Here is a 23426-nt window from a genome sequence, read left to right on the forward strand (position 1 = left end):
CAGTGTCACACCGTCAGGCGACGGCGTCGACCAAACCCCAGGACAGCGCGGTGCGCGCGTCGAGGGTGCGCCCGGTGAGCACCAGGTACGCGGTGCGCCAGCGCCCGATGCGACGGGTGATGCTGACGGTGCCACCCGCACCCGGAATGAGGCCCAGTGCCAGTTCCGGCAGCCCCAGCACGGCATCGGCGGCGCACGTCACCCGCCCGCAGTACGCGGCCATCTCCAGCCCACTGCCGAGCACCTGCCCGTGCACCTCTGCGCGACAGGCCTGACCGAGTCGGCGCGTGAGTTCGTCGAGCACCAGGGCGGGGCTGTGGCGGGTCCGGGCGAGATGCGCGCTGGCGGGGTCGGCGAAGGTGCCGAACTCGGCGAGATCGCCGCCGCTGCAGAACGACGGGCCGTTGCCGCCGAGCACCACCTCGTCGATCGAATCATCGAGCTGCGCAACGGCCAACGCGTCCAGCAGTGCGGCCCGGGCATCGGTGCTGAACGCGTTGTGCCGGGCCGCCCTGTTGAACGTCACCCGCAGGCAGTCTCCATCCCGGGAGACCAGCACGGGATCAGGGAGCGACACCGGACGGGCGGGGCCGCGGTCGGCGAGCCAGCGCGCGAACTCCGGGCCGGACTGCAGCGTCGAATACGCCAGAGACTCGGTGATGACGCCGGGAAAAGCCGGCGCGCCGGCGTCCACCGCACGCAGCACGTCATCGCAGACGGCCGACGCGTGCGGCCACCGCCGCACGCGCTCCTCCAGCGACGCCAGCGTCTCGGCCATCGAAGCCACCTGGACGACGCGGCGGTCCTCCGTAGGCGCCTCCGTGAGCGTGAAAGTCGCGTCCTCGACCCGGGACCCGTCTGGTGTGACGACGTTGTGTGTGACGATGCAGCCGTCACCGATCGCGACCGCCTGCAACTACCCGGCCGAGTACTTCTGGATCAGCGACTGTTTGTAGAGCTTGCCGGTGTCGGTTCTGGGCAGCTGCGTCTCGAACGAGATGGACCGCGGGCACTTGTAATGCGTCAGGTGCTCACGCAGCCAGGACAACAGCTCCGCGGCGAATTCGTCGGTGGCATCGGCAGGGTCGACGGTCTGCACAACGCCTTTGACGCTCTGCCCCATCTCGTCATCGGGAATGCCGAACACCGCCGCATCCATCACCTTGGGGTGGGTGACGAGCATGTTCTCGGCTTCCTGCGGATAGATGTTCACCCCGCCGGAGATGATCATGTGGTGGCGCCGGTCGGTGAGGTAGAGGTAGCCGTCGGCGTCGACATAGCCGATGTCGCCCACCGTCTTCCAGCCCTGCGGGTGTCGCGACTTGGCCGTCTTCTCCGCGTCGTTGAGGTACTCGAAGTCGAAGCCACCCTCGAAGTAGATCTCACCGGCCTCACCGGGCGGCAGCTCGTTGCCGTCCTCGCCGACGATGTGCAACGCGCCCGCGAGCGGTCGGCCCACCGAACCGGGATGCGTCAGCCACTCCTCGGCGGTGATCAACGTGGAACCGTGCGCCTCCGAGGAGGCGTAGTACTCGTCGACGATCGGCCCCCACCAGTCGATCATCTGCTTCTTGATGTCCACCGGGCACGGCGCGGCCGCGTGCATCACCCGCTCCAGGCTCGACACGTCGTAGGACAGCCGCACCTCCTCGGGCAGTTTCAGCATCCGGGTGAACATCACCGGGACGAACTGGCCGTGGGTCACCTTGTGCTTGGCGATGGCGTCCAGACATCCCTCGGCGTCGAACTTCTCGAGCACCACGGTGGTGATACCGCCGGCCTGGGTCTGCATGGACCACACCGAAGGAGCCGTGTGGTACAGCGGCGCGGGGCTCAGGTACACCGCGTCGGGGTGCATCCAGAACGACACCAGCGCGGCCATCAGACCCGGCACCTCCGAGGGCGGCACATGTGGCAGCGCGCGTTTGATGCCCTTGGGCCGGCCGGTGGTGCCCGAGGAGTACTGCAGCAGGTCGCCTTCGATCTCGTCGTCGATCGGCGTAACAGGATGGTGGGCAACGGCTTCCGGATACCGCTGCCAGCCGGGGGGTTGTGGTTGGGAATCTGAGTCGTCGGCGATCAGCAGCAGGTCCGGCAGCCCCTGGGGCAGGTGCTCGCCGAGATCCTGCAGCGTCTTGCGCAGGGCAGCCGAACCGACAATCGCCTTGGCGTTGCTGTTGTCGATGATGTAGGCCGCCTCCGCGGGCGCCAGATGACTGTTGATGGGCACGTAGTACAGCCCAGCGCGTCGCGCCGCCCACATCACGGCGTGCATGTGCGCGTTGTTCTCCATCAGGATCGCGACCGCGTCGCCCTCGACCAGACCGGCCTCGCGGAAGTGGTGCGCCAGCTGATTGGCACGCTCCTCCAGCTCACCGAAGGTCACCACCGTGCCGGACGGATACATGATGATGGCTGGCTTGTCCGGGGTGGACTGAGCGGTTTCACGGATCTGCATGCGCCGACTTTACTGTGCGCCAGTTGACACGTGTCAAGAGTATTCGCGCCCAGACCGGCGTTTTGCCGGAATCTACTCGACATTTCCCGCCCAAACGTCGGTTTGGGCGGGAAATGCTCTGCGTCAGTCCGCTTCGGCCAGACGGGTTTTCAGCGCGTCGAACTCGTCCTTGATACCGGTGGGCAGCTTCTCGCCGACGAACTCGAACCACTCCTCGATCAACGGGAGCTCGGCGCGCCACTCCTCGGCGTTGACCTTCAGCGCCGCATCGACATCGGCTGCGTCGACGTCGAGCCCGGACAGATCGAGATCCTCGGCGGTGGGCACGATGCCGATGGGTGTGGTCTTGCCGCCGGCCTTCTGCTCCACCCGCTCGACGATCCACTTCATCACGCGGCTGTTCTCACCGAATCCGGGCCACAGGAACCGGCCGTCGTCGCCGCGGCGGAACCAGTTGACGAAGAACACCTTGGGCAGCTGCGACTCGTCGGAGTTCTTGCCGATGTCGATCCAGTGCTGCATGTAGTCGCCGACGTTGTAACCCATGAACGGCAGCATCGCCATCGGGTCGCGCCGGACGGTGCCGACCTTGCCCTCGGCGGCGGCGGTCTGCTCGCTGCCCAGAGTGGCGCCGATGAACACTCCGTGCTGCCAGTCACGCGCCTGCGTCACCAGCGGCACCGTGGTCTTGCGACGGCCACCGAACAGGATCGCCGAGATGGGGACACCCTGCGGGTCATCCCATTCCGGCGCCAGCGTGGGGCACTGCGACATGGGCGTGCAGTACCGCGAATTCGGGTGCGCGGCTTTGGCGCCCGAATCGGGGGTCCAGTCGTGGCCCTTCCAGTCGATGAGGTGCTGCGGATCGCCTTCCAGGCCCTCCCACCACACGTCGCCGTCGTCGGTCTTGGCGACGTTGGTGAAGACGGTGTTGCCCGCGGCGATGGTCTTCATGGCATTGGGGTTAGACGACCAGTTGGTGCCGGGCGCCACGCCGAAGAAGCCGAACTCGGGGTTGGTGGCGTAGAGGCGGCCGTCCTTGCCGAACCGCATCCAGGCGATGTCGTCACCGACGGTCTCGGCACGCCACCCCGGGATGGTGGGCTGCAGCATCGCGAGGTTGGTCTTACCGCATGCCGACGGGAACGCCGCCGCGATGTAGTAGGCCTTGTTCTCCGGCGAGATCAGCTTGAGGATCAGCATGTGCTCGGCCAGCCAGCCCTCGTCGTGGGCCATGGCCGAGGCGATACGCAGCGAGTAGCACTTCTTGCCCAGCAGGGCGTTGCCGCCGTAACCCGAACCGTAGCTCCAGATTTCGCGGGTCTCGGGGAAGTGCGTGATGTACTTGGTGTCGTTACACGGCCACGGCACATCCTTCTGGCCGTCCTCCAGTGGCGCGCCCAGTGAGTGCAGCGCCTTGACGAAGAAGCCGTCCTCGCCGATCTTGTCCAGCGCGGCCTGGCCCATCCGGGTCATGGTCCGCATGGACACCACGACGTATTCGGAGTCGGTGAGTTCGACGCCCAGTTTGGGGTCCTCGGCACCGAGCGGACCCATGCAGAACGGCACCACATACAGCGTGCGGCCGCGCATCGAACCGCGGTACAGGTCCTTCATGATGGACCGCATCTCGTCGGGGTCCATCCAGTTGTTGGTGGGCCCGGCGTCGATCTCTCTCTCCGAGCAGATGAACGTGCGCGACTCGACGCGCGCGACATCGGAGGGATCCGACAGCGCCAGGTACGAGTTGGGTTGCTTCTCGTCGTTGAGCTTCTCGAAGGTCCCGGCCTCGACGAGTTTCGCAGCGAGACGCTCGAACTCCTCCTCGGAGCCGTCAGCGAACACCACCCGGTCTGGCTGTGTCAGTTCGGCGACCTCTTGGACCCAAGCCAAGAGGCCCTGGTGTTTGGTCGGTGCTGCGTCCAGACCTGGAATGGTCGCTGAGGTCATGAATTTCTCCTGGGTAGGTTTTCCCGCCAGAACGTAATGCCCATACCGCTAAGCGGATGCCCCGATGGCGAACACGAACGTCCCTGGTTCTAGAGGTTAACGCGGGTGACATACCCGCGGTAAACCGGAAGTATGTCCATTGACTCACAGGAACGATTCAGATTGGCTTTATCTGCAGTGTTCATCGATTCAGTTTCGAATCGACGCGCGGCGTTGAAACGATTTATCCGAATTCGTCAGGTTTTTCAATCGTTTACCCGCCGGTAGTGATGCGGCCCAATTCGGCGCGTACCGCCGCCAGCGCCCGATCCAGTGCCGGCGCCGCCGCGTCGCGGGCGGCGGCCGCCCGGGTGCGCGCCAGAGCCTGCTCGCGCAACTGCGCGTCGATGGTGGACACCTGTTCGGCGACCTCGCGGCGGGAGGTCTCCTCCTGCTCGGCCAGCGAGGCGGTCATCGCGGATTCGGCGGCGAGCACTCGTGTGGCGACCAGCTGGTCGGTCACGGCCCGAGTGGCGGCCATGACCTCGCCGACCCACCGGTCGAGCACCGCCCTGTCCTGCAGGAGCCCGCGGGTGCCGATCACCCACACGGTGACCCCCAGCCCGACAAGGGCACACGCCACCGCGCCCAGCACCGCCAACCCCGGCGCCAGATCGGCCAGCAGCCGGCTCAACGTCAGCGCCACCCCGAGCCCGAACCCCGCACCGAGCAGCATGACCAGACGATTCTCCAGACGGCGTGACCGCAGTGCCGGCGTACCGACCGTGGGCGCTGCCGGCCGGGCCGGGGCGGGCACCGCGGGCAACCGCAGTTCCTGCGCGACGTCGGCGAGGTGCTCGGTGACTCCACTGTCGACGTCGCCGAGCACCTCGTTGACCCGCTGTTCGACGTAGGGCGGGAACTGCGGCAACCGGCGCCGCGTCATGGCGGCGGCGTCCTCCTGCAACTCCGACAGCACCGAGGTGCACCTGCTGCGGCTGAAGAAGCCCAGTTGCACTCGGGCCTGCTGCATCTGACTGCGCAGTGCGATGGTGCGTTGCGATCGGTCCAACCGGGATTCGCTGAGCAGGTCGGCGCGGCGACGGCGTAGCCGTTGCGCCCGGATCTCGCGGTCATCGGCGGCCTCGTCATAACCCCTGCGGGCCGCTTCCAAGTGAGATTCCCACTGCCGCAACCGATTTCGTCGTTCCAGCGCGGTATCGGCGAGTTGCCGGCGTAATACGTCCACGAGATCGTCGACCTGCGCCTCGCCGAGCTGCGGAGCGGCGGCCACCCCGATCCACGGCATCGCCTGATACCGCGGAAGGTGGCTGCTGACCAACGCGCGGTCAGCCTCGAGCACGTCGCGCCACCGCTGGTGCGCATCCACCTTGGTGACCACCCCCACCACTGCGTCGGTGGCCGCGGCCGCTCCGTCGAGCAGCGCACAGTCGGATTCGGCCAACGGGGCGGCCGCCGACACGGCGAACACCACCACCGCGGGCAGGTCCCCTCCGAGATCGTCTCGTTCGGCGACCGTGACGTCGGGCATGCGCTTCCGCAGCGCGGCGGCCAGACTGGTGCAGCCGGCCAGCCACGGGCCGGTCACCAGCACCGTGCCGACGCGCCGCCCGCCCGGTGGCGCCACGGTGGGCACGATCCCGCGCACGAGTGCGTCGACCTCGGTCACCGGGCGCCACCCCACAGGCGAAGCGAGCCGTGGACCAGGTCGGACGCACACGCCCGGTGCAGCACCGTCACCGGTCCCGCGCCGTAGCGGCGCCAGTACCGCGCCCGCTCCACATGCGTTGTGGCGCCAGCGGCCTGCACTCCAGCGGCCCGCATCACCTCGTGGGCCGCCGCCATCCGTGCCAACACCACGTCGTCGCCGAGAAGGAAGGCGGCGAGCGACGGGTCCGTGATCGCGGCCGCGTCCAGCTCGGCGATCAGCTCGTGCAGCCGCCGGTACCGCGCGTCGGCGCCCAGCTGGGCGATCCGGGCGGCCACCACGTCGACCCCACTGACCCGGCGCAGCGCGCGGCGGACGTGGTCGGCCGTCACGGCACCGTGGCGTCGGGCCAGCACCACCGCGTGGGCGATGCCGAACAGATCGAGCGCATCCAACAGCCGCGTTCGCTGCGCCACGCTCACCGAATGCGGCCCAGAGAGAAAGGTCTCCGCGGTGCGCAGATCGGCGGGCTCCCCGGCCAGCGCCCGCACCGCGTCCATGAGCCCCGGATCCAGCACGGTGGGATCCAGCGCGGCCCGCGCCAACAACCCCACGATCGGCTCGGCGGGGGCGCCGGCGACCGCGGTCAACTCCGCGCACCGGCGTCGCGCGGTCTCCACCGGCCCGCCGGGGCCGAGCCCGCAGGTGTCGGCCTTGGTGAGAAGCACCAGACCGGGGACCCCGGAGTCGACGACCGCGCGGTGGTCCTCGGGTTTGACCGCCTCGGCCACCACCCGCACCACCACGTCGATGTCCTGGTTGGGCATGTGCTCACTGACCTCGAACCGGCCCAGACCCGCCAACGCCGCCGCGACGGTGCTGCTGCCCACTCCGGGCAGACCGCGCACCATCACCCGCAGCGGGGTGGTGGGCGACGTGTCGGCCACCCGCTGCTTCGCCTCGGTGAGCGTGAGCTGATGGGGTGCGATCATGTGAAGCCATCGTGGCAGCAGCCACGGTGTGGCGCGAGCCGCCCCGGCGATACCTGTGGACAGGCCGATCAAGGCAACTGTTGGGTATCAAATCGCACCACGATGCAGGTCTATTCCGTTTCATGAGAGACCATGGACCGATGTGTGCCCAACGTGGAGCGGAGTCGGTGGATGCGTCCACCCGGCCGACCGGCGCACCCGCCACGCACCCGCACCCCCGGATCACCAGTTTCCGGTCCCGTCGTTCCACCCTGACCGACACCCAGCAGAGCACCTGGGATCGGCTGTGGCCGCAGATCGGCACCCAGGCGCGCTGGGGTGAAGAGCCTGCACCGCGGCTCGACACCGACACCTGGTTCGGCCGCCGGGCCCCGCTGATCCTGGAGATCGGCTGCGGCACCGGCACCTCTACATTGGCGATGGCGCAAAGCGAACCCGAGATCGACGTCCTGGCCGTCGAGGTCTACAAACGCGGCCTGGCCCAGCTGCTCTCGGCGATCGACCGCGAGAACGTGACGAACATCCGGCTCATCCGCGGCGACGCCGTCGACGTGCTCGACAACATGATCGGCAGCTCGACCCTGACCGGGGTGCGGGTGTTCTTCCCCGACCCGTGGCCGAAATCACGCCATCACAAGCGCCGCTTCCTGCAACCGGCCACCGTGGCCTCGATCGCGGACCGTCTGCGTCCCGGCGGGGTGCTGCACGCGGCCACCGACCACGCCGGCTACGCCGAGCACATCGCCGACGTGGGAGACAACGAACCGCGGTTGCGTCGCATACCGGCCGATCGGGTGGCCGACCTGCCCATTTCCGTCACCCGCCCGGTCACCAAGTACGAGGGCAAGGCCCACCACGCAGGCAGTGACGTCGCCGAACTGCTGTGGGAGCGCGTGTGAGCATCGAAACCCAGCTCGACGAGGACCCGGCACAGCTCGACGGCGAACCGGCCGCGGCCGCCCCCGCCCGCAGCCGGGTGCTGCTGGTGTGGGATGCGCCCAACTTGGACATGGGCCTGGGCGCCATCCTCGGCGGCCGGCCCACGGCCGCGCACCGGCCCCGGTTCGACGCGCTGGGCCGATGGTTGCTGGGGCTGACCGCCGACATCTCCGCCGGCGGTGACGTGCCGGCCCTGGAAGCCGAGGCCACCGTCTTCACCAATATCGCTCCGGGCAGCGCCGACGTGGTGCGGCCGTGGGTGGAGGCGCTGCGCAACGTGGGGTTCGCGGTGTTCGCCAAACCCAAGGTCGATGAAGACAGTGACGTCGACATCGACATGCTCAACCACATTTCGCTGCGGCGCAGCGAAGGACTGGCGGCTCTGATCGTGGCATCCGCCGACGGTCAGGCCTTCCGCCAGCCGTTGGAGGAGATTGCCCGCGACGACGGCACCCCAGTTCAGGTGCTCGGATTTCGCGAACATGCGAGCTGGGCGCTAGCGTCGGATACGTTGGAGTTCGTCGACCTGGAGGACATTCCCGGCGTGTTCCGGGAGCCACTACCGCGAATCGGGCTGGATTCGCTTCCAGACGAAGGGGCATGGCTACAGCCCTTCCGGCCGCTGTCGTCATTGTTGGCGTCCCGGGCTTGACGAATCAACGAGAACTTCAGAGCCAAACGCGCGCCTAGCGGCAGCGCACCAAGATTTTGTGAGGGTTAGGAGCTTACGTGTTCGCCTGGTGGGGTCGGACGGTGTACCGCTTCCGATACTTGGTAATCGGTGTCATGGTCGCACTGTGCGTCGGCAGCGGCATCTACGGCTTCAGCCTGGGCCAGCACGTCACGCAGAGCGGTTTCTACGACGAGGGCAGCGAGTCTGTCCATGCGTCGGTGGTGGCCGACGAGGCATACGGCCGTGACACGTCGTCGCACATCATCGGTATCTACGCCGCGCCTGAAGGCAAGACGGTCGAAGATCCGGCGTTCCAGAAGAAGATCGTCGACAGCCTCGACCAGCTCGAGCAGGACCACCCCGACGAGATCCTCCGTTCCATCGGTTACTTCAAGAGTCCCGAGCTGCTCGAGAACATGTCCGATGCGGACAAGCAGCACGCGTTCATGTCGATCCAGCTCAAGGGCGACGACGACGACACCATCCTGAACAACTACAAGTTGGTCGAACCCGACCTGATGAAGTTGCGCGACGAGGGTATCGACGTCAAGTACGCCGGCCTGCAACCGCTGGCCAATGAACTCACCGGCACCATCGGCGAGGACCAGAAGCGCGCCGAGGTGGCCGCCATTCCGCTGGTCTCGGTGGTGCTGTTCTTCGTGTTCGGCACCGTCGTCGCCGCGGCGCTGCCGGCCTTCATCGGCGGCCTGACCATTCTGGGTGCGCTGGGCATCATGCGTCTGGCCGCCGAGTTCATCCCGGTGCACTTCTTCGCTCAACCCGTGGTGACCCTGATCGGCCTCGGTATCGCGATCGACTACGGCCTGTTCATCGTGAGCCGGTTCCGCGAGGAGATAGCCGAGGGTTACGACACCGAGGTGGCCATCCGGAGAACGATGATGACCTCGGGTCGCACCGTGGTGTTCTCCGCGGTGATCATCGTCGCGTCCTCGGTGCCCCTGCTGCTGTTCCCGCAGGGCTTCCTGAAGTCGATCACCTACGCGATCATCGCCTCGGTGATGCTGGCGGCCATCCTGTCGATCACCGTGCTGGCCGCGGCCCTGGCCATCCTGGGCCCACGGGTCGACGCGCTGGGCGTGAAGACCCTGCTGCGCTTCACCGCCCCCGACACCATCTACTCCGATCCGGCGGCCACCCGTACCAACCCGTTCGCGCTGGCTGCCCTTCCGCTGGGTCTGTTGCTCCCACCCGTCGGCATCGCCGCCGGCCACCTGGCCCGCCACCAGATCCGCCGCACCCAGGACAAGGGCGCCCAGTTCGCGCTCTATGGGCTGATCCTGGGCTACGTGACCATGGCCGCCTGGGTCGGTTACGGCCTCTACGAGCTGTACCGCTCGGGCACCGCGAGTTCGATCATCGTCTGGATCCTGGTCGGTATCGCCGTGTTCGTCTTCGGCGCCGTCGCGTTGCTGTCGCTGGCGCGGTACGTCCCCGGGTTCCGCAAGCCGTTTGAATGGTGGCTGCTCTGGCTGGCCGAGAAGACCCAGAAGACCAAGACGCGCCAGGAGGTCGAGAAGGGCTTCTGGGGCAAGCTGGTCAACCGCGTGATGAAGCGACCCGCCGTCTTCGCCATCCCGATCATCATCGTGATGGTCGTCCTGATCATCCCGCTGGGACAGCTCGCACTCGGCGGTATCAGTGAGAAGTACCTGCCGCCGGACAACTCGGTGCGCACCGCCCAGGAAGAGTTCGACCGCACCTTCCCCGGCTTCCGCACCGAACCCCTGACCATGGTCATCGAGAGCACCGACGGCAAACCCGTCACCGACGACCAGATTGCCGCGGTGCGCAGCAAGGCCATGGAGGTCCCCGGCTTCATCGATCCGAACAACGATCCGGAGACGATGTGGCAGGAGCGCTCCTACCTGGACGGCGCCTCGAAGGATCCCTCGATCCGGGTGATCCAGAACGGCTTGGAGAACCGCAACGACGCGGCGCAGAAACTCGAAGAGCTGCGCGCCCTGTCACCGACCCCCGGGGTCACGGTGTCGGTGGGTGGCACCCCCGCGCTGGAACAGGACAGTATCCAGAGCCTGTTCGACAAACTGCCGCTGATGGTGGTGGTGCTGATCGTCACGACGACCATCCTGATGTTCCTGGCGTTCGGGTCGGTGGTGCTGCCCATCAAGGCCGCCCTGATGAGCGCGCTGACACTGGGATCGACGATGGGCATCCTGACGTGGATGTTCGTCGAGGGCCACGGGTCCGGGCTGATGAACTACACCCCCCAGCCGTTGATGGCACCCATGATCGGTCTGATCATCGCCGTCATCTGGGGTCTGTCCACGGACTACGAGGTGTTCCTGGTGTCCCGCATGGTGGAGGCCCGCGAACGCGGAATGTCGACCGCCGAGGCCATCCGGATCGGCACCGCGACCACCGGCCGGTTGATCACCGGCGCCGCATTGGTGCTGGCGGTGGTCGCCGGGGCGTTCGTCTTCTCCGATCTGGTGATGATGAAGTACCTGGCGTTCGGCTTGTTGATCGCACTTCTGTTGGACGCCACCGTCATTCGTATGTTCCTGGTGCCGGCCATCATGAAGATGCTCGGTGACGACTGCTGGTGGGCGCCGCGCTGGATGAAGCGCATCCAGGTCAAGGCCGGTCTCGGTGAGACCCACCTGCCCGACGAACGCAAGCGCCACGTCACCCCGGAAACCGACGATCGTGAACTGGTCGGTGCGGGTGCGGCCGCCCCCACGCGGGCGCGCCCGCCGCACGATCCGACGCATCCTGCCGCCCGGCCGGGGCCCATGCGGGTACCGGCGGGACGACCCGAGTCGTCGGCCGCCACGACGCGGATCCCCTCCCCTCCCCCGGGTCCCGCTGACACACGCCTGGGCAACGACGAAGCGCCGACCACACGTTTCGCCTCGGCCCGCAGCGCCGTGCGCAATGCGGTCTCCGGCACTGCCGGTCGACCGCCGCGCCCCCCGCAGGGTGGGACCGGTGAGCGCGAAATCGAGTCCTGGCTGGGTGAACTGCGGGGCAAGCCGGGCGCGTCCGGTCAGCAGCCGCCCGTGCAGCCGCCGTCGGCGGAACCCACCCGCACCATGGGTTCGGGTGACAGCGACGCCACGACCGCCATTCCCACCACCCCGCCCGCGCCGATTCCCACCAACCCACCCGCGCAGACCCCTGAACCGGAAGCCGAGGACGACACCGCCACCCGCGCGATTCCGGTGTCGAAGCCGCGCAGCGGTGAGGCCGAGGCCGCTACCGAGAAACTGAACGCCCGCGGTGAGGCGGACGAGAAGACACGTCAGCGGCGCGGCGGTGGAGTGAGCGCGCAGGATCTGCTGCGCCGGGAAGGCCGGAAGCTCTAGGCCTCGGGCACTTCGTCGGGTTCGGCGTCGACAATGGGTCCGTCGTCGTCTTTCATCCTGGCTTTCACGGCGTCCGGATCCTCGGCCACCAGAACCCGGATGGCGCTGTTGAGGAACGCGATGAGCGGTACCGCCAGCAGGGCGCCGACGATGCCCGCCATCACGCCACCGCCCGCGATGCCGAGCACCACGGCCAGCGGATGGATGGACACCGCGCGGCCCATCACCAGCGGTTGCAGCACATGCGCCTCGAGCTGCTGCACGGCGATGATGAGGCCCAGTGTGATCAGCGCGTAGACGAATCCCTTGGCCAGTAGAGCGACGATGACGGCCAGGAAGCCGGTGATCACCGCGCCCACCAGCGGGATGAAGGCGCCGAGGAACACCAGCGACGCCAACGGCAGCGCCAGCGGGATGCCCATGATGGCCAGACCGGTGCCGATACCGATCGCATCCACCAGCGCCACCAGGAAGGTGGCCCGGATGTAGCCGATCAGAGAGTGGAACCCGGCCCGTCCGGCGTCGCTGACCCGGTGGCGGACATCGCGGGGGAAGAGCCTGGCCACAAACGCCCAGATGTTGCGGCCGCCGTGCAGCAAGAAGATCAGCGTGAAGAAGACCAACAGGGCGCCGGTGACGATCTCGGTGACGGTCGCCGCAGTCGAGAGTGCACCGCTGGTGACCTTCTCCTGGTTGTTGCGTATCGCCTCGATGGCGGAGTTACCGGCGTTGTCGATCTGTTCGCGACTCAGGTGCGGGGGCCCTTCGACCAGCCACTCCCGCATGCTGTCGATGCTTCGGGTGACCTCGCTGACGAGCTGCGGTAGGCCGGAGACGAACTGGCTCACGACAAAGGTCAGCAGGCCGCCGAGGATCGCGAAGCTGCCCAGGATCACCAGGGCCACCGCTCCCCCGCGCGGAGCGCCGCGGCGATCCAGCCAGTCGACCACCGGCAGCAGCAACGCCGTCAGCATCGTCGCCAGCGCCACCGGCACCACGATCACGAGAAGCTTCTCGGCCACCCACAGCAGGGCGACCACCGCCGCGAGCAGCACCAGCAACCGCCAGGCCCAGGCGGCGGATTTGCGGACCAGAGGAGTGACCGATGCGTCCTCGGCCGCAGGTGGCAGCATCCGGTCACTGTATCCGCCGCGGCCGGTTCCAAACCGCGACATTCCCGGGCACGCCGTGCGGGAACGGCAGGGAGCGACCACCTTGCGCCGTTACTCTGAAGGGCGATGTCCTCCGACGCGCAGGCCGGCCCGGCCACCCGACAGCAGGAGGGGACCCGCAGCAAGTACTGGTGGGTCCGCTGGGCCGTGCTGACCGTGGTGGTCCTCGTGCTCGCCGTCGAGGCCGCGCTGGTGTGGGATCAGCTGGCCAAAGCGTGGCACAGTCTCCTCGATGCCAACTGGTGGTGGGTGTTGGCGGCCGTCGCGGCGGCCATGTTGTCGATGCACAGCTTCGCCCAGATCCAGCGCACGCTGCTGAAGTCGGCCGGCGTGGGCGTGCGGCAATGGCGTTCCGAAGCCGCGTTCTACGCGGGTAACTCCCTGTCTACGACGTTGCCCGGCGGGCCGGTGTTGTCGGCGACCTTCATCTACCGCCAGCAGCGGATGTGGGGTGCCTCCCCGGTGGTCGCGTCGTGGCAGCTGGTCATGTCGGGTGCCTTGCAAGTGGTGGGGCTGGCGCTGCTGGGCCTGGGTGGGGCGTTTCTGCTCGGCGCCAAGAACAACCCCTTCTCACTGCTGTTCACCCTCGGCGGCTTCGTCCTGCTGCTGCTGCTCGCCCAGGCGGTGATCTCGCGACCCGAACTGCTCGACAGCATCGCCGTACGGGTGCTGTCCTGGTTCAACCAGCTGCGCAACAAGCCGGCCGATTCCGGGGTGGCGAAGTGGCGCGAGATCCTGCAGCAGCTGGAATCGGTGAGCATGAGCCGGCGCACGCTGGGCACAGCGTTCAGCTGGTCACTGTTCAACTGGGTGGCCGACGTCGCCTGCCTGGCATTCGCCGCCTACGCCGCCGGCGGCCACCCGTCGCTGGCCGGCCTGACCGTCGCCTATGCCGCCGCCCGCGCCGTCGGCTCCATCCCGCTGATGCCGGGCGGGCTGCTGGTGGTGGAAGCCGTGCTGGTGCCCGGCCTGGTGTCCAGCGGTATGACCCTGCCCGCCGCCATCTCGGCGATGCTGATCTACCGGCTGGTGAGCTGGATCTTCATCGCCGCCATCGGCTGGGTGATGTTCTTCTTCATGTTCCGCACCGAGAGCCAGATCGACCCGGACGTCCCCGAACCCTCCGCCGGGGCGCCGACAGCGGACGAACAGAACCCGAACCAGGACCGCTGACACGTGGTTTGATCGGCGCATGTCGATACGCGGGCTCTCGATCACGGTGCTGGCAACGGCACTGCTGGCAGCCGGGTGCTCGTCGGATCCGGCGCCACCGCCGGCAACCAGCACGGCCCCGGCGCCGATGGTCACCCCGCTGATCGGCTCGGCCGTGGCCGACCCCGTCCCGGTACCCGCCACCGACGGCCGCGTCCACCTGGCCTACGAGCTGACCCTGACCAACACCCTGCCCAGCCCCGTCACCATCACCTCGTTGTCGGCGCGCTCCGGCGACGAGACGCTGGCCACGCTGCGCGGCGACAACCTGAAGTTCTGGACCAGGGCTTTCGGGGGCGCGACCACGCCCACCAACAAAGTGGAGGCCGGGCAGTCGGTGACCGTGTGGATGGACGTCGCGATCGATTCCGGCGCCGAACCACCCACCGAACTGACCCATTCGGCTGACTTGACCGTCGCCAAACCCGTCCCCGGGCTGGTGCCCGCCACCCTCACCCAGCCCGTCGCCCCGGTGGCGGTGTCCAGCCGCAAGCCGGTGTCGGTCGCCCCTCCCCTCGACGGGCCGAACTGGCTCAACGGCGACGGATGCTGCGGTATGTCAGCCCACCGGATGGCACTCAACCCGATCAACGGAAAGCTCTACGCCGCAGAACGATTCGCCATCGACTACGTGCAGCTCGGCAACGACTTCCGGGTGTTCTCCGGGGCGGCGACCAAGACCGAGAGTTACCCGTATTTCGGGGCGCAGATCCACGCGGCCGGCGACGGGAAAGTGGTGGCGGTGCGCGACGGCCTGCCCGAGCAGACACCGACGAAGGCCCCGACCGGGCTGCCGCTGGACGAGTACGGGGGCAATCACGTGGTGCAGGACCTCGGCGACGGCAACTACGCCTTCTACGCGCATCTACAGCCCGGCACCATCACGGTCAAACCCGGCGACGAGCTCAGTACCGGACAACCTTTCGCCGAGCTCGGAAACAGTGGCAACAGCGACGCACCGCACCTGCACTTCCACGTGATGGACGGCCCGGATCCATTGATGGCCAACGGTTTACCCTTCGTCATCAAGACCTTCAGCCTGAATCAGCGGCTGGCTTCCCCGGCCGGCCTGGACGCGTTGCTCGCCGGGAAGCCGGCACCGCTGGAGCCGGGATTCGCCGCCCGCGAGGAGTCAGAGGTCAGCCCCCTGAACCTCGACGTGATGAATTACTCTGTCGGACAATGACTCTTGAAAAGACATCCACCGCCTTGGCCGCCGACACCGCGGCGGTCCTCACCTTCTGCGCCATCGGCCGCCGCAGTCACGCCGAAGGGGTGACCGTCACCGGGGTCGCCGAAACCGCATGGCCGTTCTTGACGGGCACCGCGGCAGGCTGGCTGCTCAGCCGCGGCTGGCGCCGTCCCACAGCACTGACACCCACCGGCCTGGTGGTGTGGCTGTCCACCGTGGTGGGGGGAATGCTGTTGCGTGCGCTGACCTCGCGTCCGGTTGCCGCACCGTTCATCGTGGTGGCGTCGTCGTTCACCGCGGCGCTTCTGCTGGGGTGGCGGGCAGCGGTGGGGTCCTCATTCGGGGGGAGCAGGCGCCACCGCGACGGTCAGCGTCGCGCGTAGACCACCGAGCGGGCCGTCGGACAGCTCGATCCGTCCGCCGTGCAGCAGGGCCTGCTGTTCCACCAAGGCCAGTCCCAGCCCGGAGCCGCCGGTCTCGGCGGTGCTCCCGCGCGAGAATCGCTGCAGTACCGCGGTGTGCTCTTCGACCGGCAGTCCACGGCCGTTGTCGTCGACGACGATCACCATCTGTTCACCCTGCCGGTGCGCCGAGAGCACGATACGGGTGGCGTGGCCGTGGGTGACGGCATTGCGCACCAGGTTGTCCACGGCCAGCCGCAGGCCGGTGGGCCAGCCGAGAATGGTTCCGGCACCCTCACATTCGACGCTGATCTCGGCCGTCACCGCCGAACGGCTGTTCTCCCGGGCCACCCGGTCCAGTAGCTCGTCGACGTCGACGACTTCTCGGTCCTCGGCTTGGGCCAACTGACCGGAGGCCAGCTGGCCGAGCGCGGTGATGGTGGCCTCCACACGCCGCTGGGCCCGGGACAGGTCGGCCACCACCTCGGCGCGCTCGTCGGCCGGCAGATCGTGGATGCGCAGGGTGTCCAGGTCGGCGCGCATGGCCGTCAACGGCGTCCGCAGCTCGTGGGCCGCGTTGGCGGCGAAGTCCTGGGCGGCCTGCAACGAATTGGTGGTCGACAGCTGTGCGGCGGCCAGCCGTTTCAACATCCCGACCATCGCCTCAGAAAGATCCTCGGCTTCCTTGACGCCGTGCACCGGGGTGATCTGTTCGACACCGCCCTCACCGAGGCGCCGGGTCTGTTCGGTGAGTTTGCGCAGCGGCCGGGTGGCCGCGCCGGCCAGGAACCAGCCCAGGATGCCGGCGAACAGCACCGCCACCACGCCGACGAAGACGTAGATCGGGATGCGCTGACTGGACAGCAGGATGCTGTCGGCCCGGATGCCGATCGACATGAGCACGTCGACACCCTGCTGTTTCAACGGCACGGTGCGCACGCGGTAGTCCACCCCGTTGACCGTCACGGTCTCGGTGCCTTCGGGAAGAGCGGGCAGCTGAAAGCCCCGCTGGAACACCACGTCGCCCCCCGCCCGGGCGCGCCCGGTGGTCAGGACGCCGCGACGCGGATCCTGCACCTGGTCGGGGTACATGCTGGCATCGACGATCGAGTCGAGCCGGCGATCCAGCTGAGCCTGGTCGTTGTTGGCCAGCACCACCGACGTCAGCACCGCCAGGACGGCGACCACCGCCGCCGACGCGATGCCGGCGGCCAGCGCCACCCGGGTACGCAGCGAAACCCGGTGAGTGAAGCGCTGCCACAACGACTCTGGCGCCTCTGCTTCGGACGTCACACTCAAGAGTCGTCCCGCAGCACGTAGCCGATCCCGCGCACGGTGTGGATGACCCGTGGCACCCCGTCGCGTTCCAGCTTCCGCCGCAGGTAACTGATGAACACGTCGGCGACGTTGGTGTCGACGTCGAAGTCGTAACCCCACACCAGCTCGAGGAGGCGTTGCCGGCTGAGCACCACACCGGCGTTCTCGGCGAGCACGGCCAGCAGGTCGAACTCCCGCTTGGTCAGGTCCACCCGCTCGCCGGCCACGAAGACCAGCCGGCGGGCCGTGTCGATGGTCAGCGGGCCCACCGTCATGGCATCCGACGGTTCCTCGGAATGCGCGCGGCGGCGCAGCAGCGCATGCAGCCGCGCCACCAACTCACCGAGATCAAACGGTTTGGTCAGGTAGTCGTCAGCGCCGGCTTCCAGCCCGGCGATCCGGTCGTTGACCGTGTCGCGCGCCGACAGCACACAGATCGGGATGTCGTTCCCCAGCGCGCGCAGCGCGGTCACCACCGCCACCCCGTCGAGTTCGGGCATCTGGACGTCGAGCACCAGGGCGTCGTGGGATTCGTTGGAGAGCAGCCGAAGCGCTTCCTTGCCGTTGGCCGCCACCCTGACGTCGAACCCCGAATGGCGCAGACCCCGGGCTACCGAGGTGCGCACATCCGGGTCGTCGTCGACCATGAGCACCATGTGGCCCGCCGTCCCCCGGGCGGGCGAATCAGTTCCAGGCGGCACTACAGGATGTCGACGTCGCCGTCCCCGTCGGTGTCACCACAGCGGATCCGGATGTCCTGCAACGGCTTGCGAATCCCGTTCAGCTCGGCGGCGATCTGCGGATTCGCGGCGAAGTACTCGTCGACCTTGGGCCGGATCTCCTCGTGCGGGAGGCCGTGGAGGCTGGTGAAGAAGTTGTTCACCTCGGGGTGGGTGAACAGGTATGCCGATGTGGACGCCGACACACCGGACGCGACGCCGGACAGGTCGGCGGCGGTGCAGTTCGGCGGCGGCTCAGCACTGGCCAACGGTGCCGCTGCGAGCAGCATCGCGCCGGCTCCTATGGCGCCGGCAACCGCGCGACGGGCTGTGAGCAACATTGATCGGCTCCTTCAAGAGGTAGTGGAACGCCATGTCAGATCCACCCGAAGTGATTCCGACCCGCAAAGCTAATCAGATTCCCGGGCCAGTTTCCTGGGTTGTGGGCAGACTATCGCGGCCGGGCGGCGAAACGACAGGTCGCCCGCACCGTCACGGCAGGCCGCTGAGTACGCCCGTCGAGGCCGGGACAGCCGCGCCCACCGGCGAGGCCGGGGACGTCCCGGCGTCGGCCGCCGCAGCAGGCGCACCGCTTTGCTGGGCGGACTGCATCAGGCCGAGCACCTGCGGCAGCGAGATCGGCAGCTTGCACTTGGTGGTCAGCGAGGTCAGCGGCTGCTGGATGGCCTGGAGATCCTTGGCGGCCTGCGGGTCGCGGTCGAAGTAGAGCTTCAGCGCCGCGATCGACTGCGGACCGGCCGGCTGCGCGGCGAGCATGGTCAGCACGTCATTGGTCTCCGGATGCGCCTCGAGATAGATGCCCGTGTTGGTCCCGACGGACCCGACGGTCCTGGCGATGGAGCTGGCGGCGCAGGGGTCCGGGGCGGCCCCGGCGGCCGGCGCGCTCAGCAGTGCGGCGCAGGCTGCGCCCGCCACGGCGATCGATGCGGCACCGGCGGTGATTCGGAAGGCCATGCGGCGCGCTCCTTCGGGTTTGTACTCGTGTTGCAGGACCCCCGACCTGGTCCACGGCCACTGGAGATAGTGCCATCCGCGGCCACAAGCGTGCCAATCCGAGCCCGCTCATCGAGATCTCGCCGAGACCCGATTACCAGGCTGCTGCGGTACGCTCGCGACACGTCATTCGGGGAGAATGCGGGGAGATCGACATCCAGCACTTCATGATGCGGCTGAGCAGCCTGCTACGCAGGGTTCGCTGGCTCGTCTTCACGGCATGGTTGCTGGCTCTGGTGCCGGCCGTCTGGCTGATCCTCAGTCAGTCGAGCAACCTGACCGGTGGCGGCTTCGAAGTCGAACAGTCGCAGTCCCTACACGTGCAGTACCAGGTCGAGGACCATTTCCCCGACGAGGGCGCCTCGCCCCTGGCTCTGGTGGCCGCCCCGCGCGCCGACGCCAGCTACAACGACATGAATGCTGCCGTCGCGGAACTGGAACGCATTGCCGCCGAGGTGCCCACCGTCACCGTCGTGCCCAACCCCGCGCAGCCTGCCCCACAGCCTGATCGCCCCTATGTGGTGTCGCTGAAACTCGGATTCGACAACTCCGGCGCCGTCGACACCGCCAAACAACTGCGCGCGAAGGTCGGCATCAACGGCGAGGAGCCGGGCGAGACCGCCGAGGGCAAGGTGCGGCTGTATGTCATCGGACAGGGCGCCCTGGGCGCCGCCGCCTCGGAAGCCACCAAGCACGACATCGCCGAAGCCGAGAAGTGGAACCTGCCGATCGTCCTGATGGTGCTGCTGGCGGTTTTCGGGTCGCTGGCCGCGGCGGCGATCCCCCTGCTGATCGGGCTGTGCACCGTGGTGGTGACGATGGGGCTGGTCTTCGCGCTCTCGACGGTCACCACGATGTCGGTGTTCGTCACGTCGACCGTCACGATGCTCGGCATCGCCCTGGCCATCGACTACTCACTGTTCATCCTGATGCGGTTCCGCGAAGAACTGCGGGCGGGGCGGGATGTCCAGCAGGCCACCGACGCGGCCATGGCCACGTCGGGGCTGGCGGTGGTGCTCTCGGGTGCCACCGTCATCGCGTCGGTCACGGGCATCTACCTGATCGACACCCCGGTGCTGAACTCCATGGCCACCGGCGCCATCCTCGCCGTCGCGGTGGCGGTGCTGACGTCGGCGACGCTGATCCCGGCCGTGCTGACGACATTCGGCCGCGCCGCGGCCAAGCGGTCGCGGCTGCTGCACTGGGGGCGCCGAGCCGAAACCACGCAGTCCCGGTTCTGGACCCGCTGGATCGGCGGGGTGATGCGCCGGCCGTGGCTGTCGGCCGTGTGCGCGACGGCGTTCCTGCTGGTTCTCGCGGCGCCGGTGCTGTCGATGTCGCTGGGCAACAGCATGTTGCGCCAGTTCGATTCCAGCCATGAGATCCGGGGCGGCATGGCCGCCGCAGCCGAAGCATTGGGGCCCGGCGCGCTGGGACCGGTGCGGGTGCTGGTCACCTTCCCCGACGGAAATGCCTCCTCACCGCAGAACACCGCCGTGGTGGACGCCGTCTCCGCCGAGATCGGCCGCGCGGTCAACGTCGCGTCGGTGACCCCGGCGGTGTTCTCCGACGACAACCGCAGCGCCCTGCTGTCCGCGGTGCTCGCGGTGGACCCCGAGGACGACGCCGCGCGCAGCACCGTCGACTTCCTCCGCGACCGGTTACCGGAGGTGCCCGGCGCCGAGTCGGCGACCATCGACGTCGGCGGGCCGACCGCTCTGATCAAGGACTTCGACGACCGCGTCGCCCACATGGAGCCGTGGGTCTTCGTCTTCGTGGCCCTCATCGCGTTCGTGATGCTGCTCGCCGCCATCCGGTCGGTGTTCCTGGCGCTCAAAGGCGTGGTCATGACCGTTCTGTCGGTCGCCGCCGCCTACGGCAGCCTGGTGATGATCTTCCAGTGGGGTTGGCTGCAGGATCTCGGTTTCGAGCCCATGGGTTCGATCGACAGCACCATTCCGCCGCTGGTGCTGGCGCTGACCTTCGGCTTGTCGATGGACTACGAGATCTTCCTGCTGACGCGGATCCGGGAGCGGTTCCTGCAATCCGGCGACACCCGTGACGCCGTGGCCTACGGCGTGTCCACCAGCGCGCGCACCATCACCAGCGCGGCACTGATCATGATCGCCGTGTTCATCGGTTTCGCATTCGCGGGCATGCCGCTGGTGGCGCAGCTCGGGGTGGCGTGTGCGGTGGCGATCGCCGTCGACGCCACCGTGGTGCGGCTGGTGCTGGTGCCCGCGCTGATGGCGATGTTCGACCAGTGGAACTGGTGGCTGCCCAAGGGATTGGGCCGGGTGCTGCCGTCGGTCGACTTCGAGAAGCCGCTGCCGAAGGTCGACCTGGGTGACCTGGTGATCATCCCCGACGACATCTCGGCGCTGGTCGCCCCGGGCGCCGACATGCGGATGGTGGTCAAGTCGGCGGCCAAGCTCCAGAACCTGGCACCCGACGCCATCACCGTCGCCGACCCGCTGGCCTTCAGCGGCTGCGCGGGGCTGAGCGCATTGACCACCGCGTTCAAGGACAAGGTCAAGGGCAGCGACGACGCCCGCGCGGTGAGCGCCCGGCAAGCCCGGCTGGGCCTGCCCCTGCGCCGCAACCGCGCCGCCGTGCGCACCGAGAACGGCAGCGGCGCAACCGGTTCCAACGCGCAGGCCACCGTGCGGGTGCAACGTCCCGTACACCCGGTGACGATGTGGCGCGGACGGCTGTCGGTGGCGCTGGACGCGTTGAGCGTGCAGAACGACCCGGAGGGTGACTTCCGGCACGCGCTGCGCAGGCAGTGCCCGATGGAGACCACCAACGTGCAGCTGCCCACCGGGGACCGGTTGCGGATCCCGACGGGCGCCGAGACGCTGCGACTCAAGGGCTACCTGATCATGTGCCGCAACAACCGCCGCGACTTCGCCGAGTTCGCCGAACTGGTGGACGCCATGGAGCCGCAGACGGCGGCGTTCGTGCTGGCGAGCATCGACAGGTACTACTCTGGTCAACCATCCGACGGACAATGGGTTGCCACCCAGTTGGTCCGCCGGCTTTCCGACCCGCGGCCGTTCGACGCGGCGGAGGACACCGGCGGCCCCGCCGCTGAGGCAGACTGGGAAAAGGTCAGGCAGCGTTGTCTGGCCGTGGCCGTGGCGATGCTGGAGGAGGCGAGGTGACGTTGGCCGCTGATGCTCGCCGACCCGGCTTCCAACCGGGCGCACGGGGGACGCGCCCGCAGGAGACCCCTCCACACAAGAACGGTGCCCGCACCGATCAGCCCGTCGAGTTCTGGTCCACCGCCGCCATCCGTACCGCCCTGGAAACCGGCGACATCACCGTCTGGCAGCGGATCGTGGTGGCCATCAAACGTGACCCGTTCGGCCGCACCGCACGCCAGGTCGAAGAAGTGCTGGAGAACGCCGAACCGCACGGCATCTCGAAGGCGCTGTCGGAGGTGCTGGTGCGCAGCCGTCAGCACCTGGAAGCCAACGAACGCGCTGAGGTGACCCGGCACGTGCGTCTGCTGCTGCACCGCTCGGGTCTGTCGGAGCCGGAGTTCGCGTCCCGGATCGGGGTGCCCGCCGCCGATCTGGTGGTGTACCTCAACGGCGAGGCCAGCCCGCCGGCGTCACTGATGATCCGGATGCGCAGGCTCTCCGACCGGTTCGCCAAGATGCACGCTCACCGTCCACACAAGTAATGACCTATGCCCTGCTGCCCGGCGCCGGAGGCGCCGCCTGGTGGTATTGGCAGCGGGTCGTTCCTCTTCTGGAGGCCGCCGGTCATGACGTCGTGGCCATCGAGTTGCCCGCTGCCGACGACTCCGCCGGTCTGGCCGAGTACACCGATGTCGCGGTGGCCGCGCTCGCTGACGTCGCCACTGCCCTGATCATCGTGGCCCAGTCGATGGGGTCGTTCACCGCGCCGCTGGTCGCCACGCGGGTGGCGGCGCGGCGGATCGTGCTGGTGAACCCGATGGTGCCCGCACCGGGCGAGGCACCGGGCCAATGGTGGGAGGCCACCGGCCAGCCGGCCGCCCGCGCGGCACACCTGCAACGAATTGGGTTGGGCCGCAGCGACTTCGATCCTGTCGAGGATTTCTTCCATGACGTACCCGATGACGTGCGCGCGGCCGCGCTCGCCCAGCCGGAACCTCCGCAGTCGGACACCCCGTTCGCCCAGCCGTGGCCGCTGACGGCCTGGCCGGACATCCCGACGACCGTCATCCAGGGTGCCGATGACCGGCTGTTCCCCCTGGAGTTCCAGCGCCGCGTGGTCCGCGAACGGCTGGGATTGGAGGTCGAGGTGGTGCCCGGCGGGCATCTGAACGCGCTGAGCCGGCCCGACGAACTCGCGCAGAAACTGCTGTCGTACGGCAGCTGAGAGAGGGGTAGAGGAGTCCAC

Annotated in this window: 19 protein-coding genes; 9 read left to right on the forward strand and 10 right to left on the reverse strand. The window is 68.1% G+C overall.

Annotation, left to right across the window (positions count from 1 at the left end; genetic code table 11):
- Nucleotides 1–13: 13 nt before the first annotated feature.
- From NL241_RS30475 to NL241_RS30495, 5 genes are all read right to left on the reverse strand, one after another.
- Complete coding sequence (locus tag NL241_RS30475; protein WP_494398417.1) at nt 14–886, reverse strand: enoyl-CoA hydratase/isomerase family protein; 873 nt, start codon at nt 884–886, stop codon at nt 14–16.
- A gap of 30 nt (nt 887–916) precedes the next feature.
- Nucleotides 917–2458, reverse strand: a complete 1542-nt coding sequence (gene fadD4 / locus NL241_RS30480; protein ID WP_494395915.1) for a fatty-acid--CoA ligase FadD4 — start codon at nt 2456–2458, stop codon at nt 917–919.
- A 123-nt stretch (nt 2459–2581) separates the two neighbouring features.
- Nucleotides 2582–4408: a phosphoenolpyruvate carboxykinase (GTP) gene (locus NL241_RS30485; RefSeq protein ID WP_494395916.1), complete on the reverse strand. Its 1827-nt coding sequence runs from the start codon at nt 4406–4408 to the stop codon at nt 2582–2584.
- Nucleotides 4409–4661: 253 nt separating this feature from the next.
- The gene (locus NL241_RS30490) at nt 4662–6077 is read right to left on the reverse strand and encodes a hypothetical protein (protein WP_494395917.1); all 1416 of its coding nucleotides are present in this window, start codon (nt 6075–6077) and stop codon (nt 4662–4664) included.
- Complete coding sequence (locus tag NL241_RS30495) at nt 6074–7048, reverse strand: hypothetical protein (protein WP_494395918.1); 975 nt, start codon at nt 7046–7048, stop codon at nt 6074–6076. Before NL241_RS30495 ends, NL241_RS30490 begins: the two co-directional genes overlap by 4 nt.
- 122 nt (nt 7049–7170) lie before the next feature.
- On the opposite strand from NL241_RS30495, the gene trmB reads away from it, so the two are divergent.
- The 3 genes from trmB (at nt 7171) to NL241_RS30510 (ending at nt 12007) form a co-directional block, all read left to right on the forward strand.
- The gene (trmB, locus tag NL241_RS30500) at nt 7171–7947 is read left to right on the forward strand and encodes a tRNA (guanosine(46)-N7)-methyltransferase TrmB (protein ID WP_494395919.1); all 777 of its coding nucleotides are present in this window, start codon (nt 7171–7173) and stop codon (nt 7945–7947) included.
- The gene (locus NL241_RS30505) at nt 7944–8639 is read left to right on the forward strand and encodes an NYN domain-containing protein (protein WP_494395920.1); all 696 of its coding nucleotides are present in this window, start codon (nt 7944–7946) and stop codon (nt 8637–8639) included. Before trmB ends, NL241_RS30505 begins: the two co-directional genes overlap by 4 nt.
- Before the next feature lie 77 nt (nt 8640–8716).
- Nucleotides 8717–12007 (forward strand): MMPL family transporter, encoded by a 3291-nt coding sequence (locus NL241_RS30510; protein ID WP_494395921.1) that lies wholly within the window; start codon nt 8717–8719, stop codon nt 12005–12007.
- Here the strand turns inward: NL241_RS30510 and NL241_RS30515 are convergent.
- On the reverse strand, nt 12004–13140 hold the full coding sequence (locus NL241_RS30515; protein ID WP_487693100.1) for an AI-2E family transporter: 1137 nt from the start codon (nt 13138–13140) through the stop codon (nt 12004–12006). The two genes, NL241_RS30510 and NL241_RS30515, sit on opposite strands and share 4 nt — an antisense overlap.
- Before the next feature lie 105 nt (nt 13141–13245).
- Here NL241_RS30515 and NL241_RS30520 point away from each other — a divergent pair, with 105 nt between their 5' ends.
- The 3 genes from NL241_RS30520 to NL241_RS30530 are packed head-to-tail and all read left to right on the forward strand — an operon-like array spanning nt 13246 to nt 15966.
- Nucleotides 13246–14352: a lysylphosphatidylglycerol synthase transmembrane domain-containing protein gene (locus NL241_RS30520; protein ID WP_494395922.1), complete on the forward strand. Its 1107-nt coding sequence runs from the start codon at nt 13246–13248 to the stop codon at nt 14350–14352.
- Between the two features lie 19 nt (nt 14353–14371).
- Nucleotides 14372–15577: a M23 family metallopeptidase gene (locus tag NL241_RS30525; RefSeq protein ID WP_494395923.1), complete on the forward strand. Its 1206-nt coding sequence runs from the start codon at nt 14372–14374 to the stop codon at nt 15575–15577.
- Nucleotides 15574–15966 (forward strand): DUF3054 domain-containing protein, encoded by a 393-nt coding sequence (locus NL241_RS30530; protein WP_487693102.1) that lies wholly within the window; start codon nt 15574–15576, stop codon nt 15964–15966. Before NL241_RS30525 ends, NL241_RS30530 begins: the two co-directional genes overlap by 4 nt.
- Here NL241_RS30530 and NL241_RS30535 read toward each other — a convergent pair.
- The 4 genes from NL241_RS30535 to NL241_RS30550 all read right to left on the reverse strand — a co-directional run bounded on the left by NL241_RS30535 (nt 15919) and on the right by NL241_RS30550 (nt 18995).
- The gene (locus tag NL241_RS30535; RefSeq protein ID WP_487693103.1) at nt 15919–17277 is read right to left on the reverse strand and encodes a sensor histidine kinase; all 1359 of its coding nucleotides are present in this window, start codon (nt 17275–17277) and stop codon (nt 15919–15921) included. The genes NL241_RS30530 and NL241_RS30535 overlap by 48 nt on opposite strands.
- Before the next feature lie 2 nt (nt 17278–17279).
- Nucleotides 17280–17957, reverse strand: coding sequence for a response regulator transcription factor (locus NL241_RS30540; RefSeq protein ID WP_487693104.1), 678 nt, complete (start codon nt 17955–17957; stop codon nt 17280–17282).
- 44 nt (nt 17958–18001) lie between these two features.
- Nucleotides 18002–18361, reverse strand: coding sequence for a heme-binding protein (locus NL241_RS30545; protein WP_487693105.1), 360 nt, complete (start codon nt 18359–18361; stop codon nt 18002–18004).
- 151 nt (nt 18362–18512) lie between these two features.
- Complete coding sequence (locus NL241_RS30550) at nt 18513–18995, reverse strand: hemophore (protein ID WP_487693106.1); 483 nt, start codon at nt 18993–18995, stop codon at nt 18513–18515.
- Nucleotides 18996–19201: 206 nt separating this feature from the next.
- On the opposite strand from NL241_RS30550, the gene NL241_RS30555 reads away from it, so the two are divergent.
- Genes NL241_RS30555 through NL241_RS30565 form a run of 3 tightly spaced genes read left to right on the forward strand, consistent with a single transcriptional unit; the run spans nt 19202 to nt 23405 of the window.
- The gene (locus NL241_RS30555; protein WP_487693107.1) at nt 19202–22198 is read left to right on the forward strand and encodes an MMPL family transporter; all 2997 of its coding nucleotides are present in this window, start codon (nt 19202–19204) and stop codon (nt 22196–22198) included.
- Complete coding sequence (locus NL241_RS30560) at nt 22195–22722, forward strand: XRE family transcriptional regulator (RefSeq protein ID WP_494395924.1); 528 nt, start codon at nt 22195–22197, stop codon at nt 22720–22722. Before NL241_RS30555 ends, NL241_RS30560 begins: the two co-directional genes overlap by 4 nt.
- Nucleotides 22722–23405: an alpha/beta fold hydrolase gene (locus NL241_RS30565; RefSeq protein WP_494395925.1), complete on the forward strand. Its 684-nt coding sequence runs from the start codon at nt 22722–22724 to the stop codon at nt 23403–23405. Before NL241_RS30560 ends, NL241_RS30565 begins: the two co-directional genes overlap by 1 nt.
- Nucleotides 23406–23426 lie beyond the last annotated feature (21 nt).

The organism is Mycolicibacterium sp. SMGY-1XX, from assembly GCF_059132455.1.